Genomic DNA, 16,651 nt, shown 5'->3' with positions numbered 1-16,651 from the left:
TAGGAGCGTTTTTTATGTTTCAAAGGTTCTATTTAGATTACTTTGCAAAAGTTCAAGAAGCTAATCAAGAATGGTGGAAGAATTTTGAGTTAAATAAAGAATCTATAGATTCGTCTCCTTTGTATAAAGCAATACAAAAAATAAGTTTTCAGGATAGTATTCAGTTGTTCGAAAAAGCTAAAGAACGACCTACTGGATTATTAAAGTTACAAATTCAATGGTGGGAACAACAATTACAGATTTGGCAACATGTTGTATTTGCTGATAATAATTGTAAACTATTTAAAGAAGAGAAGGGAGATTCTCGTTTTGGTGATGAATTGTGGGAAACAGATGTTTTTTATTCATTTGTTAAACAATCGTACTTGCTTTTTAGTAAAACCTACCTGGATACGATTGATAGCATTGAAGGGTTAGATAAATCGATAAAAGAACGTGTTATGTTTATTTCTCGTCAAATTATCAATGCATTATCTCCAACTAATTTTATTGCTACAAATCCAGAGCTTTTAAAGCTTACACTTAAAAAAAATGGTGCAAACTTACTTTCAGGATTAGAACAATTTAAAAGAGATGTAGATTCTAGTGCAGATATTTTAAGAATACGTATGACTGATAGTAATAATTTTCGTATTGGAAAGGATATAGCAAATACAGATGGGAATATTGTATTTAAAAATGATTTGTTTGAACTTATTCAATACACGCCATTAACTAATATGATAAATTCTACACCACTATTAATAGTACCACCTTTTATCAATAAGTATTATATATTAGATTTGCATAAAAAAAAATCTATGGTGAGATGGTTATTAGAACATAATCATAGTGTCTTTATGATTTCATGGAGAAATCCAGGTAAAGACCAAGCCGAAATAGGATTCGATAATTATATCATTGATGGTGTAGTGAAAGCTATATCAACTGTTATAGAAATTACTAATCAGGAAGAAATTAATACTGTTGGTTATTGCATTGGTGGCACGCTGTTAGCTTCAACAATTTCTTATTATTCGGCTAAGCGAATGAAAAAACGAATAAGGTCTGCTTCTTTTTTCACGACTCCACTTGATTTTTCTCAACCTGGTGAGCTTGGTGTTTACATTAATGAAACAATTATTACTGCTATTGAAATACAAAATAATGAAAAAGGTTATATGGATGGTCGTTCATTAAGTGTTATATTTAATTTATTACGTGAAAATAGCTTATACTGGAATTATTACATTGAAAATTATTTGAAAGGAAATACTCCTGCAGATTTTGATTTATTATATTGGAATAGTGATAGTACAAACGTTACAGCATTATGTCATAATTTTATATTACGTGAATTATATCTTCAAAATAAACTTATTCAGAAGAAAGGTATAAAAGTTGGAGGTGTATGGATTGATTTAAGTAAGATTAAGATTCCAACTTATTTTGTATCTACTAAACAAGATCATATAGTCCCATGGCAAGGAACGTATGATAGTTTATCAAGAATCGGTGGTGATAAAACCTTTGTTCTAGGTGAATCTGGACATGTCGCTGGTGTTATTAATCATCCAGGAAAAGGTAATAAGTATGGCTATTGGTTGAATGATAATCTTAATAATTCCTCTGATGAATGGTTAAAGAAAGCTGCTTATAACAAAGGATCTTGGTGGGTTCATTGGAATCAATGGTTAATGAATTTTAATCAAGATCAAGTGGAACCATTTAGTAAAGGTTCAGAGAAAAATCCTATAATTGGAATCGCCCCTGGAGAGTATGTAAAACAATCATTGCCAATTTGAAAAACTATATTATATAAGTTATTCAGAATTCAACTGGTTATTTTATTTATCATTATATTAGAAAAAACTAGTCTGAGCTGATTCTTCTTCTTGTTTTAGGTACCTATCTTATTATAGAATAGTCATTCTTCTTCAGAAGATTATTGGAATTGTTTTAGATTTATTGAAAAACTAACTATTCTCTTGTGGGTGTTGATTAAATGTCTAAAATTTGTTAATTACCATTTAAAATAAGTTAACTGAAAAATTCAGTCTTTTATTATTTTTATTAAAATTAAACTGTTAGAGAGATAAATGAAAAAAATATCAATGGAAACGATGGAAAATTTGTGTAAGGCACTTTTTAAACAGGCTAAAGAGTTAAACTTTGTTATTAGTGGGGTAATTGTTATTGATGAAGGTAATTTATATTGGTTTGATAATAGGCAAGATACACAAGCTGAATCTCAAAATATGAAGGCATTTATAACAGTTAAGGATACGAATAATATTTTTTCTGAACTAAATTCAAAAAATAGTGTTTCAATAAAGGTAGGAAATAAAGCTGTACACTTTACGCAAACAAATCCACAAGTTCTTTACACATATCACTAAAAAAACTTTTTTATTTATATATAAGGAGTTATGTATTATATGATTAGCTAGGATAGTTAACTGAAACTGACTTTGATTTATTGATTTTTATCAAGATATAATTCTATTTTGTATCTAAATGTTCTTCTTAGTTTTAATAAGTCGATTTTACTAACTATATTTTATCTGTTTGAACATCAGTTTTAATTTGAAGTAGCAATCAGTTCTGATTTTTTTCTCAAAAGTTCTTTAAAATGCTTACTTAAAAGCATTTTATGCCGTAATGCAATAGGCAAGTGAGTTATTCAGTATTTTTTTATGACCTTACCTTGGATAAGTATCATGAGTAATGAGTTAATAAATGTGAGTAAAATAATTGCATTGATTCAGATAAAAAGCTTCCATATCAATTATCAACTAGATAATAGCATTATTTCTTTTTTATACGAAAGTCTAATGACTTATTACTGGTTAAATAAATTTCTTCATAAATTTGAGTTACCCAATTTTTTACACGTTTTTCTGTTAGTTCCGGTTGACGATCTTCATCAATGCACAGGCCAACAAATGTTTTTTCATCTTCACCAATAAGGGCTTTTGATGATTCAAATTCATAACCATCAGTAGAAGTATAACCGAGGACACTCCCTCCTTTTGATGTGATAATATCGTGCATTGTCCCCATGGCATCACAAAAATACTCCGAATAATCTTCCTGATCACCACAACCCCAAATAGCAATTAATTTGGTTGAAAAATCGATACTTTCTAATTCAGGGAAGAAATCCTCCCAATCACATTGAGCTTCTCCATAGTACCAAGTTGGAATACCAAAAAGTAAGATGCTAAAGCGTTCAATATCCTCTTTAGTACTTTTAGCAATATCTTGTATATGAACTAACTTTTTTTTAAATTGCTGTTTAATCATTTTTGCAACAGCTTCAGTATTACCTGTATCAGTACCAAAAAAATACCTATACTTTTTTCCATAGAAATCTTAACCTTTTAAAAACATCTAAATCTTAATTAATTACATCATAGACCAGAGCTTTCTAAAACTAATTGAATTATACTTTTCAATATAAAACTAACACAACCGAGAAAGAGAACTAACCAAGCAATAAATTGACCAAATTTAGAAATATTGCTTTTCTTAACAAGATCTTTTATTGTTATACATATTAAAAGAAAAACAGATGCTAAAAGAAAATTTAATCCAATAAATTCTAGGATATTTATATAATCATAAAGCATATATCTACCTTATTACAAGGATATAAAATATAGCATTATTATTTAATAAAGTTAATGCTTAAAGATTAAATTTATTATTTAATCTAGAGATAGAGAATTAATTAACTATTTTTTTAATAAAATTTTGAATAATTTTAATTATTTGAATAGGATTTTCAACATGAAGCCAATGTCCTGTATTAGAAATACTATGTATTTCTGAGTTACTCAATTGTTTTTGAATATTTTCTTTGTGCTTAGGCAGTATATAATCTGAATTGGCACCTTTTATAAAAATAGTAGGTATTGATATTAAGGAAATACTTTTCCAACCTAGTATAGATTCGTAGTTATTATTAATTGCATCAATGTTGAATCTCCAACATATTATTCCTTTATTATTAAGATAAAGAGATTTATTAAAAAATTGTCTAATGCTTTGTTCTTTAATATATTCAGCTAGTATTTTTAAAGCTTTACTTCGGTTATCTAGTTTTTGTTGCTTTATTAATAAAAGTCCTTTTAGCATGTTATCATCTTGTTTTCTAAAATACTGAACTGGTGATATATCTAATATAATTAGTGTGCTAATTTTCTTTTCTATTAATGTAGCAACTTTCATAGCTACTTTTCCCCCCATAGAATGACCAATGATATGAATATGATCAAAATCAAGATGCATAAGTAGAGTAACTACATCTTTAGCCATTATTTCATAATTATGAATGTTACTATGAAAAGATAATCCGTGATTACGAAGATCTACACTTAAAGTTTGGTAATGTTGTTTAAAATTACGGGATAAAATTCCTAGATTATCTAAATTTCCAAATAAACCGTGAAGTAATAGAATAACTGAAGAAGTTCTTTTACCTTCTAGTTTGTAGTTTAATAATTTTGACATTTTAGCTCACTTAGTAATAGATTAAAGATAGAGTATTAGAACAGATCTAGTTATACTTGCTTAGTTATTAAAATATAGAGATTGAAAAAAAACAAATGAAAAAATTGAAATTGATGAAGATTTATACCGCTATATCGCTAGTCAAACTCAGTATATTAGTGAATGCTGCTTCAGTTATTTTACATCGTTTGTTAAATATAGATAATAATCGTAGAAAATCTATAGAATTGTCACAGTTAGTTAAATAAAAAACATCCCTATTAGCAAGAATTTTCAAATTAGAGGGATAGGGTAAATAGAATCCTTATTAATTTCTAGTAAATTTTCTAACCTGAAAAAGGCAATTGATCGTTTTATGTTAATACTTTCTACATTATATTATAGTGATCCAAAAGGTTTTTATAAATCTACTCAAGTTAAAGGACGTAAAAGACTGTATTTTGCTGATACTAAAAAAGTATTATTAGAAAATGGTAATGCAACAAACAAAACCAAGAACTATTCCAAATACTCATTTTGGGGTTATCACAAATAATAATACTAGTCGTAAACACCAGATGATCAAACAACTGATATCAGGATGCATTTTTCTGAAGAGTTAATTAAAATAGTGATAAATTTAACATAATATTATCTTAAGTATTGTTTTAATTACTAGTCCTTTTAAGTTTATTTTAAATAAGGATATTTAAATGACTATACATTCTAAAGCTGGTCAAGGAGCTAAACAAGAAGATTTATACAATATCCCTGCTTTGGTTGCTAATTATTTTCTTTTAAAACCTGATTTAAATAATCCTGAACATATGGTGCAATTTGGTACTTCTGGGCATCGTGGTAGCGCAGATAAGTATACTTTTAATGAAAATCATATATTAGGTATTGTTCAAGCAATAGTTGAACTACGTGATGAAAAAAATATAACAGGACCATTGTTTATTGGGAAAGATACCCATGCATTATCAGAACCTGCTTTTGCTACTGCAATCGAAGTACTTATTGCAAATAATATAAAGGTTATTGTTCAAGAAAATAATGGTTATACTCCCACTCCTGCTATATCTCATGCAATTTTAAGTTTTAATTCAGTTCATAAAGATAAGGCTGATGGTTTAGTTATTACTCCATCACATAATCCACCACAAGATGGTGGTATCAAATATAATTATGTTCATGGTGGTCCTGCTGGTTCAGAGCTAACTCAATTAATTGAAGAAAGAGCTAATCTCTTTATTTCTAAAAAATTAAAAGATGTGAAGCGTATAAGTTTATCAAAGGCTAAGTTATCTAGTTTATTTATTGAAAAAGATTTAGCAAAATCCTACATTAACGACTTAGTAAATGTAATTAATATACAGGCTATTCAAAATGCTAATTTGAAATTAGGAGTGGATCCACTTGGTGGTAGTGGTATTAATTATTGGAAAAAGATTGGAGAGGTATATAATTTAGATCTTACTTTGATTAGAGAAGATATTGATCCTTCATTTCGTTTTATGTCTTTAGATAAAGATGGAGTGATTCGTATGGATTGTTCTTCTCCTTATGCGATATCTAGCTTAATAGACTCAAGGGGCAGTTACGATCTTTCATTTGGCAATGATCCTGATCATGACCGTCATTGTATTGTTACACCTCAAGGTTTAGTGGAGTCAAATCATTTTTTAGCTGTATGTATTGATTATTTATATCGATATCGTAAAAATTGGAATCAAAATATCGCTGTTGGAAAAACCTTAGTATCAAGCTATTTGATTGATTGTGTTGTAGAAAATTTAGGTAGAAAGCTATATGAAGTACCAGTTGGTTTTAAATGGTTTGTAGATGATTTATATAAATGCCAGTTAGGATTTGCAGCTGAAGAAAGTGGAGGAGCTTCTTTTTTACGTAAAGATGGGACTCCTTGGTCTACCGATAAAGATGGAATTATTTTGTGTTTATTAGCTGCTGAAATTACTGCTGTAACAGGTAAAAATCCTCAAAAGTACTATGAAGATTTAGTTGGTAAACATGGAAAATTTTGGTACGATCGTGCACAAGTTTTTGCAAATCGTTTTCAAAGAGATATTTTAGCTAAATTATCACCAGAGATGATTCCTATAAAAACTTTAGCTGGGAGTGATATAGTTTCTCGATTAACTCACGCATCAGGTAACAATGTTAATATTGGTGGATTAAAAATAACTACCAAAGATGGTTGGTTTGTAATTCGTCCATCTGGTACTGAAGATATGTATAAGATTTATTTCGAAAGTTTTAAAAGTGAAGAGCATCTTAGACTTATTAAAGTTGAAGTAGAGGAAATAGTAAATCAAATATTTTCTGATACTAAATTAGGTAAAAATTTCAATGAATAATATGATTCTTGAAAAAATTCTTAATGAAAAGTTATCTTCCAATGTAATTCAGGATTATTCTCCCAATGGAATGCAAATAGAAGGTAAAACTGAAATTCAGCGCATTGTAACAGGTGTCACAGCATCACAAGAATTAATTGATCGGTCAATTAATTACAATGCAGATGCATTATTGGTTCATCATGGTTATTTTTGGAAGGGTGAATTAGAACCTATTAAAGGTATAAAAGGCAAACGTATTCGTACATTGATTAAACATGATATAAATTTATATAGCTACCATTTACCGTTAGATATTCATCCTACATTAGGGAATAACGTTGAATTAGCCCGATTACTAGATATAGAAATCCAAAGTGCTTTAGAAGGAAATACATCTTCTCTTTTTATGTTTGGTAAATTCAAGCAGTCTATAATGCCTTCTATTTTATTTGATAAAATCGCTCGTGTACTAAATCGTATTCCCTTGCATATACATCCTAATAATATGAATAATAAATTAATTCAAACAGTAGGTTGGTCTACTGGAGCTGGTCAAGATTACATAGAAAAAGCATCTCAATATAATTTAGATGCCTTTATTTCTGGAGAAATATCAGAAAGAACTAGTCATTTAGCAAGAGAGTTAAATATTCACTACTTTTGCGCTGGTCATCATGCAACTGAACGTTATGGAATTAAAGCATTAGGAAATTGGTTAGCATCTAGATACAATTTAGATGTTCAATTTATAGATGTTGATAATCCAGCATAGTTCATATTTAAAATTATTTAGAAAACTTCAAATACATTTCATGAATGAGTTAGTAGTCAATCAAATTTCCTTATTTTTTCACCAGAATATAATTGACGAGGTCTTCCAATTCGATTTTTAGAGTCGCTATGCATTTCGTTCCAATGCGCGATCCAACCAATTGTACGTGATACAGCGAAAATAACTGTAAACATATATCTTGGGATACCAATAGCTTTTAGAATAATTCCAGAATAAAAATCAACATTAGGATAAAGTTTCTTTTGAATAAAGTATTCATCAGTAAGTGCGATACGTTCTAATTCTATAGCGATGTCGAGTAGTGGATCTTGAATATTAAGTTCTCTTAAGACATCATGGCATGCTTTACGCATTACAGATGCTCTTGGATCATAATTTTTGTAAATTCGATGACCAAATCCAATTAACCGGAATGAGTCATTCTTATTTTTAGCTTTTTCTAAAAATTTTTCAATGTTATGTATTGTGCCAATTTGCTCAAGCATATTTAAACAAGCTTCATTAGCACCACCATGAGCAGGTCCCCAAAGAGATGCAATACCTGCTGAGATACATGCAAATGGATTTGCACCTGATGAGCCCGCTAAACGTACTGTTGATGTTGAGGCATTTTGCTCATGATCTGCATGCAGGATAAAAATTTTATTGATCACATTAGCAAAAACAGGATTAACTTTGTAGTCTTCGCATCTAGTAGCAAACATCATATATAGAAAATTTTCTGCATAGTTTAAATCATTACGTGGATAAATAAATGGTTGTCCTATTGAGTACTTATAACACATTGCAGCAAGGGTAGGCATTTTTGATAATAAACGATATGCTGCTATTTCTCGGTGAATATCATTATTAACATCTAAAGAATCATGGTAAAAGGCGGCTAATGCTCCTACTACACCACACATAACAGCCATTGGATGAGCATCACGACGAAATCCCTGAAAGAAATTTGCAATTTGCTCATGTACCATGGTATGATGCGTTACTGTCGATTTAAATTTTTCATATTCTTTTTTACTAGGTTTTTGACCATAAAGGAGTATGTAGCATACTTCTAGATAGTCAGCAAATGTTGCTAATTGTTCTATTGGATATCCTCGATGTAGAAGAATACCTTTATTTCCATCTATGTAAGTGATTTTAGATTCACAAGAAGCAGTTGAAAGGAAACCTGGATCAAAGGTGAAGTATCCGCTTTCTCGGAGTTTTCGGATATCAATAACACCTGGGCCTACAGTGCTGTTGATAATTGGCAGTTCTATTTTCTCCTTCCCTTTAATATGAAGTACAGCTTTCTCATTTGACATAATATTTCTCCTATCTCCTTATTATTGCAGTTTAATTCATTATTTTTATAACAGCTTTTTTTTTACGTTTGTTTATTGGTAAAGTCAATTATTCATATTCTGATGTTTGTTACAGTTACTACTTTTAATAATCGTAAAGATTAAAAATATGTTCTATGTATCAAAAATTGTTCTAATAATTATGTTAGAGTTTTTATTCTGTATTTTTAATCGTTAAGATTTAGTCAGGTTTTCTATAAAAATTTAGTTCTTGATTTTTTTATTTAAGTGGTGGTCCCTTAAATTTTAGAAAAATAGATTTTTAGGATTAGGCGTTTTATAAAATGAATCAAAAAAGAAAATTAAGACCGATAAATTTGGATTTAAAAACTATAAAATTTCCAATTACAGCAATTGTATCTATATTGCATCGTGTGTCTGGAATAGTGATGTTTTTTTTTCTTGGTGTTTGTTTATGGTTATTATTAAATTTACTTAAGTCTCCTTCAGATTTTTTAGAAACTAGGTTTCTTTTTGAAAATTATTTAGTAAAATTCGTTTTTTGGGTTGTTTTTACTACACTAACTTATCATGTTATAGCTGGTATACGTCATTTTTTAATGGATCTTGGATATTTTGATGAACTAAAGTCTAGTATATTAAGTGCTAAGATAACTATTTTTATAACAACAATATTGTCCAGTCTTTTGGTGGTCATATTATGGTGAATAACCTTTTTTCATTTAGTCGTCATGGAATACAGGATTTTTTATTGATCCGTATTACAGCAATTATAATGCTTCTTTATATTATTTACTTTTGTAGTTTTTTGTTTTATTTATCTGAATTTTCTTATGTTTCTTTAACTTATTTTTTTAGTTTTCTTTTCACAAAACTTTTTTCTATGTTAGCTTTAACTTCTGCATTGATTCATGTTTGGATTGGTTTATGGCAAGTACTAACAGATTACATTCATTCAAAAAAAGTGCGTGTTTTTTTGCAACTACTTATCATGATTACAATCATTGGGTATTTTTTTTCTGGTCTATTTATTTTTTGGAGAACATAAAAATGAGTATTCCGATTCGAGAGTTTGATGCTATTGTGATTGGTGCAGGTGGTGCTGGGATGCGTGCTGCATTGAAAATTTCAGAGCAAAATCTTTCATGCGCATTACTTTCTAAAGTATTTCCGACTCGTTCTCATACCGTATCTGCTCAAGGCGGTATTACGGTTGCTTTAGGTAATGCTCACGAAGATTCTTGGCAAGAACATATGTATGATACTGTTAAAGGTTCTGATTATATTGGGGATCAAAATGCTATCGAGTATATGTGTAAAAATGGTCCAGAATCAATTATTGAGTTAGAGAGAATGGGATTGCCTTTTTCTCGTTTTAATAATGGAAGCATTTATCAACGTCCATTTGGTGGTCAGTCTAAAAATTTTGGAGGGGAACAAGCTTCACGGACTGCAGCTGCTGCAGATCGAACTGGTCATGCTTTATTACATACACTCTACCAACAGAATATTAAGCATAAAACCATTATATTTTCCGAGTGGTATTCAATTGATCTTGTTTTAAATGAAGATGGTATAATTTTAGGATGTGTAGCTATTTGTATAGAAACAGGAGAAATTTGTTACTTTAAGTCTAAAGCTACTATTTTAGCAACTGGGGGGGCAGGTCGTATTTTTGCATCAACAACTAATGCACATATTAATACTGGTGATGGTGTGGGTATGGCAGTTCGTTGCGGTGTTCCTATGCAAGATATTGAAATGTGGCAATTTCACCCAACTGGAATTGCAGGTGTTGGTATATTAGTTACTGAAGGTTGTCGTGGAGAAGGGGGTTATTTACTAAATAAGGAAGGTGAACGTTTTATGGAACGTTATGCTCCAAATTCGAAAGATTTGGCTAGCCGTGATGTAGTTTCAAGATCAATAATGATTGAAATTCGAGAAGGTCGAGGTTTTGAAGGACCTTATGGTTCTCATGTCCAGTTAAAACTGGATCATCTTGGCAAAGATATATTAGAATCACGGTTGCCAGGTATTTGTGAACTTTCTAAAACTTTCGCGCATGTAGATCCCACTAAAGAAGCGATTCCAGTAATTCCTACTTGTCATTATATGATGGGTGGTATTCCAACTAAAATTTCTGGACAAGCTATAAAACAAGATAAATATGGGAAAGATATAGAAATTCAAGGTTTATTTGCTTGTGGTGAAATTGCTTCAGTTTCAGTACATGGAGCCAATCGATTGGGTGGTAATTCATTATTAGATTTAGTTGTATTTGGCCGTGCAATAGGTATTCATTTAGGTGAAACATTAAAAAAACAAGCAGATGCTAAACCGGCTAGAAAAATGGATATTGAACATTCTCTCGAACGTTATTATCGCTGGGAAAACAGCACAGTGACTGGTGAAAATCCTAAAGAAATTCGAAAAATGTTGCAAAAATGTATGCAGGAGAATTTTTCTGTATTTCGTGAAGGGTCTTCTATGGCTAAAGGGTTAAAGGAACTAAAAAGTATTCGAGAATGTTTGAAAACTGCATATTTATCAGATAAATCCTTTACCTTTAATACAAAGCGCATCGAATGTTTGGAGCTAGATAACTTGATGGAAACAGCATATGCTACTGCAATCGCAGCAAACTATCGAAAAGAAAGTCGCGGTGCTCATGCTCGTTTTGATTTTTCTGTTCGTGACGATAAGCAATGGTTATGTCATTCTATCTATGATCCTAAAACAGAATTAATGTCTAAACGTGCTATAAATATGGAACCTATTTATTGCGAAGTATTTCAACCAAAATTACGTGTTTACTAATTAATAAAGGATTTTAAAATATGGATTTAAATCTTTCCTTGTATCGTTATAATCCTGATTATGATAATCAACCTTACATGAAAGATTATACAGTTACACTGGAAAAAGATACAAATATGATGTTACTGGATTTATTATCTTTATTACAGGAACAAGATTCGACAATTGTATTTCGTCGTTCTTGCCGTGAAGGGGTTTGTGGTTCTGACGGCTTAAATGTTAATGGTAAAAATTGTTTGGCGTGTATTACTCCTTTATCTTCTATTTTAAAAGAACAAATTATTATTCGTCCATTGCCCGGTTTGCCAGTTATACGTGATTTAGTTGTAGATATGACTCAGTTTTATAATAATTATAAAAAAATCAAGCCTTTTTTAATTGGTGAAACTAATACATATTCTATCAATGAATACCTTCAAACTCCAAAGGAGCGTGAAAAATTAGATGGCCTATACGAGTGCATTATGTGTGCCTGTTGTACTGCATCCTGTCCTTCATTTTGGTGGAATCCTGATAAGTTTATTGGTCCTGCTGGATTATTAGCAGCTTATCGTTGGTTAATAGATAGTCGAGATACAGCTACAAATGAACGTTTGTCTTATCTCGATGATGCATTTAGTGTTTTTCGTTGCCATACTATAATGAATTGCGTAAGTGTCTGTCCAAAAGGATTAAATCCAACCAGAGCTATTAGGAATATAAAGTCAATGTTATTTACTCATTCTATTTAGTTATTTAGTTAGTTATTTAGAATATGTTTTTTGCTTAAAAGCAAAATTTACACATATATGTATAAATTTTAAATAGATATCAACAAAATAGTAGTTAGGGGAAAATATGCATAATGGTGTGATGGAAACTTGGCTTAAGTCTTCACACTTGTCTGCTAGCAATGCGACTTATTTAGAAGAACTTTATGAACTATATTTAGATGGATCAAAATTTGTAACTGAAGAATGGAGGTTCATTTTTGATGATTTATTATTAAAATGTTCTGGGGAAATTGAAGAATCTCACTCTTATATTCGTAATTACTTTCGAGAACTTGCTAAGGGGAAAAAAACATATTCTGATAATATTATTAATAATCAGAAACTGAAAGTATCAAGATTTATCAATGCATATAGATTAGAAGGACACCAATTTGCTAATTTAGATCCACTAGGGCTTTGGAAAAGAAATATGATTTCTGAGCTTGATCCTTCTTTTTACCAATTTTCGAAAAGTGATTTACAAAAAAAAATTAATAATGTAGGTTTTTTTTCTATTAATCAAGACAAGAGGACCTTAAGAAATATTCATAAAGCACTCAAGCAAACATATTGTGGTTCAATTGGTACTGAATATATGCATATAACTAGTACAACTCAAAAACAATGGATTCAGCATCGTTTAGAGTCTGTTTCTGGAAAACCTGCATTTAAAAAGGAAGAAAAAATATCCTTGTTAGAAGAATTAACTGCAGCAGAAGGACTTGAGCGCTATTTAGGTACTAAATTCCCTGGATCAAAACGTTTCTCCTTAGAAGGTGCTGATTCTTTGATTCCTATGATAAAGCGAATTATTCATCATGCAGGTAGTCAAGGAATGCGTGAAATTGTTATTGGTATGGCTCATCGTGGGAGACTAAATATGTTAGTCAATGTTTTAGGTAAACAACCGAAAGATTTATTTAATGAATTTTCTATTCAACATAGCGAAGGTTGTGGAACTGGTGATGTCAAATACCATCAAGGTTTTTCTGCTGATTTTCATACAGCGAGTGGAAATATTCACTTAACCTTAGTATTTAATCCTTCCCATCTTGAGATCGTAAACCCCGTTGTTATCGGTTCAGTTCGTGCTCGTCAGGATCGTTTAAATGATAAAGATAGAAGTTTTGTATTACCTATTACTATACATGGAGATTCAGCAATTACAGGACAGGGGGTTGTACAAGAAACATTCAATATGTCACAGGCAAATGGATTTTGCGTAGGAGGAACAATACGTATTGTTATTAATAATCAAATTGGTTTTACCACTTCAAATCCAACTGATAGCAGATCTACTATGTATTGTACTGATATTGCTAAAGTAGTTCAAGCTCCAATCTTTCATGTAAATAGTGATGATCCAGAAGCAGTTGCTTTTGTAGCACATTTAGCCTTGGATTATCGTAATACTTTTAAGCGTGATGTAGTGATTGATTTAGTATGTTATCGTCGTCGTGGTCATAATGAAGCTGATGAACCAAGTGCTACTCAGCCATTAATGTATAAAACTATTAAGAAACATCCTACAACAAGAAAACTTTATGCTGAACTTTTAATTAAACGCAATGAATTAAGTATAAAAACAGTCAATCAATTAGTTAATCAATATCGTAATGCACTTGATCACGGGGATGTTGTTGTAAAAGAATGGCGTCCAATATCGTCGCATCCAGTAGATTGGTCACTTTACTTCGGACATGACTGGAATATTAATTGGAAAGCTAAAATTGATATTAACCATTTAATAAATCTCGGTAGAAAAATTTGTCAATATCCAGCTACTTATGTATTGCAAAGCAGAGTAAATAAGATTTATAAAGATCGATTAGCTATGATTAATGGTCAAAAGCAAATTGATTGGGGAATGGCTGAAAGTTTGGCTTATGCTACTTTAGTTGATAGTGGTAAAAGAGTTCGTATTTCTGGGCAAGATTCTGGACGTGGTACTTTTTTTCATCGTCATTCTATTTTGCATAATCAATTAGATACTAGCATTTATGTGCCACTAGCAAATATTCACAATAAACAAGGAAAATTTCAAATTTTTAATTCTGTTTTATCAGAAGAAGCGGTATTAGCATTTGAGTATGGATATGCAAGTTCAGAACCTAGTGGTTTAACATTATGGGAAGCTCAATTTGGTGATTTTGCTAATGGAGCTCAAGTTGTTATTGATCAATTTATTTCCTCTGGTGAGCAAAAATGGGCACGTTTATGTGGTTTAACCATGTTTTTGCCTCATGGTTATGAAGGCCAAGGTCCAGAGCATTCTTCTGCACGTTTAGAACGTTATTTACAATTATGTGCGGAACAAAATATGCAAGTTGTCATTCCTTCCACCCCTGCTCAAGTTTATCACATGATACGTCGTCAAGTACTTCGTCCAATGCGTCGTCCATTAATTGTTATGTCTCCAAAATCTTTACTTAGACATTCATTATGTACCTCTTCTCTTAAAGAACTTTCTGAAGGAACATTTCAAGCTATAATAGGAGAAACTGATTCTTTAAAGTCAGATGAGGTAGAACGAGTTATATTTTGTTCCGGTAAAGTTTATTTTGATTTGCTTGAACAACGTCGCAAAAATAAACAGTTTAATGTAGCAATTATTCGTATTGAACAGCTTTATCCATTCCCATTAGAAGAATTAGAATTTACTATTGCAAAATATAAACATGTTATAGATTATGTTTGGTGTCAAGAAGAACCTAAGAATCAGGGTGCTTGGTATAGTAGTAAACATAATTTTCGTGCAGTTATTCCCGTTGGTTCAGGTCTTAAATATGCAGGTCGCCCTGCTTCTGCTTCTCCAGCAGTGGCTTATATGTCATTACATTTAAAACAACAAAAAGAATTGATTGAAAATGCACTTAAATTATAGAAAAGCATATATTAAAGATGTTTAGATAAACTTTAGAAGGATAAAATATAAATGATAATTGAAATCCTGGTTCCAGATTTACCAGAATCAGTTTCATCTGCGACTATAGCTAAATGGCATAAAAAAACAAATGAAACTATCAATCGCGATGAAGTTATTGTTGATATTGAAACGGATAAGGTGGTTCTAGAAGTAGCAGCTCCTGAATCCGGTGTATTAGAGTCTATTCTTAAAAAAGAAGGTTCCGTTGTCTTTTCTAAGCAGTTAATTGCTAAATTAAAGCCAGTCAATATTATAAACGAAACAGATATTAATCAAGCTGAAGAAATTTCTGATATCTTCCAAAAAAAAACTTTGATAGAAAATGATACTGAGGTACTTAATCCTTCATTACGTCGCCTTCTTTCTAAGCACAATTTGAAACCAAATATGATTGAAGATAAAGATATTATTGGTAAAACTACTAGAAAAAAAATTGATTCCTATTTATTAGATAGCAATAAGTTACACTCTGATAAAAACAGTAAAAATAAACAAGATTCTGATTTTAATATGGATAATCGTTATAGGCGTGTTCCAATGACGCAACTCCGTAAAACGATTGCAAATCGTTTATTAGAAGCAAAAAATAATACAGCAATGTTAACTACCTTTAATGAAGTTAATATGAAATGTATTATAAACTTACGCAAAATGTACAAAGAAAAGTTTATAGAGTCTCATGGTGTACATTTAGGTTTTATGTCTTTTTACGTTAAATCAGTTGTGGAAGCTCTGAAATGTTATCCAGAAATTAATGCTTCAATTAATGGTGAGGATATTATTTACCATAATTATTTTGATGTTAGTATAGCAGTATCAACTTCTCGTGGCTTGGTAACTCCAGTATTAAAAGATTGCGATATGTTAAGTTTTTCAGATATCGAAAAAAAAATTAAAAAGTTGGCATCTAAAGCTTCCGATGCTAAATTAAAGATTGAAGATTTAGTTGGTGGTAATTTTACTATTACAAATGGTGGTGTATTTGGTTCTTTAATGTCCACACCAATTATTAATCCTCCTCAATCGGCAATTTTAGGCATACATAAAATTCAAGATCGTCCAATGGCTGTTGATGGAAAAGTAGAAGTTTTACCTATGATGTATGTAGCACTTTCATATGATCATCGCTTGATTGATGGTCGTGAATCTGTTGGATTTTTATTAAAAATAAAAGAACTACTTGAAGAACCAGTTCGGTTACTTTTAAACATTTGAACTGT

The 16,651-nt window shown here is 30.7% G+C and carries 13 protein-coding genes and 2 pseudogenes; 11 read left to right on the top strand and 4 right to left on the bottom strand.

The genetic code is table 11. The features are described 5' to 3' along the window. The first annotated feature begins 14 nt into the window (after nucleotides 1-14). Nucleotides 15-1,784, top strand: coding sequence for a class I poly(R)-hydroxyalkanoic acid synthase (gene phaC / locus O1U_RS00585; protein WP_016503472.1), 1,770 nt, complete (start codon nucleotides 15-17; stop codon nucleotides 1,782-1,784). A 294-nt stretch (nucleotides 1,785-2,078) separates the two neighbouring features. Then, a complete protein-coding gene (locus O1U_RS00580; protein ID WP_034411396.1) occupies nucleotides 2,079-2,378 on the top strand; it encodes a hypothetical protein in 300 nt (99 codons plus the stop codon). Nucleotides 2,379-2,787: 409 nt separating this feature from the next. On the opposite strand, the pseudogene fldA reads toward O1U_RS00580, so the two are convergent. The 3 genes and pseudogenes from fldA to O1U_RS00565 form a co-directional block, all read right to left on the bottom strand. Beyond that, nucleotides 2,788-3,327 (bottom strand): annotated as a pseudogene (fldA, locus tag O1U_RS00575) (flavodoxin FldA); the annotation flags it as partial. 65 nt (nucleotides 3,328-3,392) lie between these two features. Beyond that, nucleotides 3,393-3,611 carry a DUF2788 domain-containing protein gene (locus tag O1U_RS00570; RefSeq protein ID WP_016503470.1) on the bottom strand — a complete coding sequence of 73 codons (219 nt, stop codon included), beginning with the start codon at nucleotides 3,609-3,611 and terminating at the stop codon, nucleotides 3,393-3,395. A gap of 97 nt (nucleotides 3,612-3,708) precedes the next feature. Next, entirely contained in the window at nucleotides 3,709-4,494 is a 786-nt protein-coding gene (locus O1U_RS00565; protein WP_016503469.1) for an alpha/beta fold hydrolase, read from the bottom strand. A gap of 103 nt (nucleotides 4,495-4,597) precedes the next feature. On the opposite strand from O1U_RS00565, the pseudogene O1U_RS00560 reads away from it, so the two are divergent. From O1U_RS00560 to O1U_RS00550, 3 genes and pseudogenes are all read left to right on the top strand, one after another. Further along, nucleotides 4,598-5,122, top strand: a pseudogene (locus O1U_RS00560) (replication initiation negative regulator SeqA). Nucleotides 5,123-5,186: 64 nt separating this feature from the next. Continuing rightward, nucleotides 5,187-6,851, top strand: a complete 1,665-nt coding sequence (gene pgm / locus O1U_RS00555; protein WP_016503468.1) for a phosphoglucomutase (alpha-D-glucose-1,6-bisphosphate-dependent) — start codon at nucleotides 5,187-5,189, stop codon at nucleotides 6,849-6,851. After that, nucleotides 6,844-7,605: a Nif3-like dinuclear metal center hexameric protein gene (locus O1U_RS00550; protein ID WP_034411401.1), complete on the top strand. Its 762-nt coding sequence runs from the start codon at nucleotides 6,844-6,846 to the stop codon at nucleotides 7,603-7,605. Before pgm ends, O1U_RS00550 begins: the two co-directional genes overlap by 8 nt. Nucleotides 7,606-7,661: 56 nt before the next feature. On the opposite strand, the gene O1U_RS00545 is transcribed toward O1U_RS00550, so the two are convergent. Next, nucleotides 7,662-8,933, bottom strand: coding sequence for a citrate synthase (locus O1U_RS00545; RefSeq protein WP_016503466.1), 1,272 nt, complete (start codon nucleotides 8,931-8,933; stop codon nucleotides 7,662-7,664). Between the two features lie 323 nt (nucleotides 8,934-9,256). On the opposite strand from O1U_RS00545, the gene sdhC reads away from it, so the two are divergent. From sdhC to odhB, 6 genes are all read left to right on the top strand, one after another. Continuing rightward, nucleotides 9,257-9,640, top strand: coding sequence for a succinate dehydrogenase, cytochrome b556 subunit (gene sdhC / locus O1U_RS00540; protein WP_034411404.1), 384 nt, complete (start codon nucleotides 9,257-9,259; stop codon nucleotides 9,638-9,640). Beyond that, complete coding sequence (gene sdhD, locus O1U_RS00535; RefSeq protein ID WP_016503464.1) at nucleotides 9,634-9,981, top strand: succinate dehydrogenase, hydrophobic membrane anchor protein; 348 nt, start codon at nucleotides 9,634-9,636, stop codon at nucleotides 9,979-9,981. Before sdhC ends, sdhD begins: the two co-directional genes overlap by 7 nt. A 2-nt stretch (nucleotides 9,982-9,983) precedes the next feature. After that, a complete protein-coding gene (gene sdhA / locus O1U_RS00530; RefSeq protein ID WP_016503463.1) occupies nucleotides 9,984-11,753 on the top strand; it encodes a succinate dehydrogenase flavoprotein subunit in 1,770 nt (589 codons plus the stop codon). 20 nt (nucleotides 11,754-11,773) lie between these two features. After that, nucleotides 11,774-12,484 carry a succinate dehydrogenase iron-sulfur subunit gene (locus tag O1U_RS00525; RefSeq protein ID WP_016503462.1) on the top strand — a complete coding sequence of 237 codons (711 nt, stop codon included), beginning with the start codon at nucleotides 11,774-11,776 and terminating at the stop codon, nucleotides 12,482-12,484. 106 nt (nucleotides 12,485-12,590) lie between these two features. Then, nucleotides 12,591-15,389, top strand: a complete 2,799-nt coding sequence (locus tag O1U_RS00520; protein WP_016503461.1) for a 2-oxoglutarate dehydrogenase E1 component — start codon at nucleotides 12,591-12,593, stop codon at nucleotides 15,387-15,389. A gap of 51 nt (nucleotides 15,390-15,440) precedes the next feature. Next, the gene (gene odhB / locus O1U_RS00515) at nucleotides 15,441-16,646 is read left to right on the top strand and encodes a 2-oxoglutarate dehydrogenase complex dihydrolipoyllysine-residue succinyltransferase (protein ID WP_016503460.1); all 1,206 of its coding nucleotides are present in this window, start codon (nucleotides 15,441-15,443) and stop codon (nucleotides 16,644-16,646) included. Nucleotides 16,647-16,651: the final 5 nt, after the last annotated feature.

Source organism: Candidatus Photodesmus katoptron Akat1 (genome assembly GCF_000478685.1).
Classification (GTDB): domain Bacteria; phylum Pseudomonadota; class Gammaproteobacteria; order Enterobacterales; family Vibrionaceae; genus Vibrio; species Vibrio anomalopis.
This window is presented reverse-complemented; position numbering and strand designations above follow the sequence as displayed.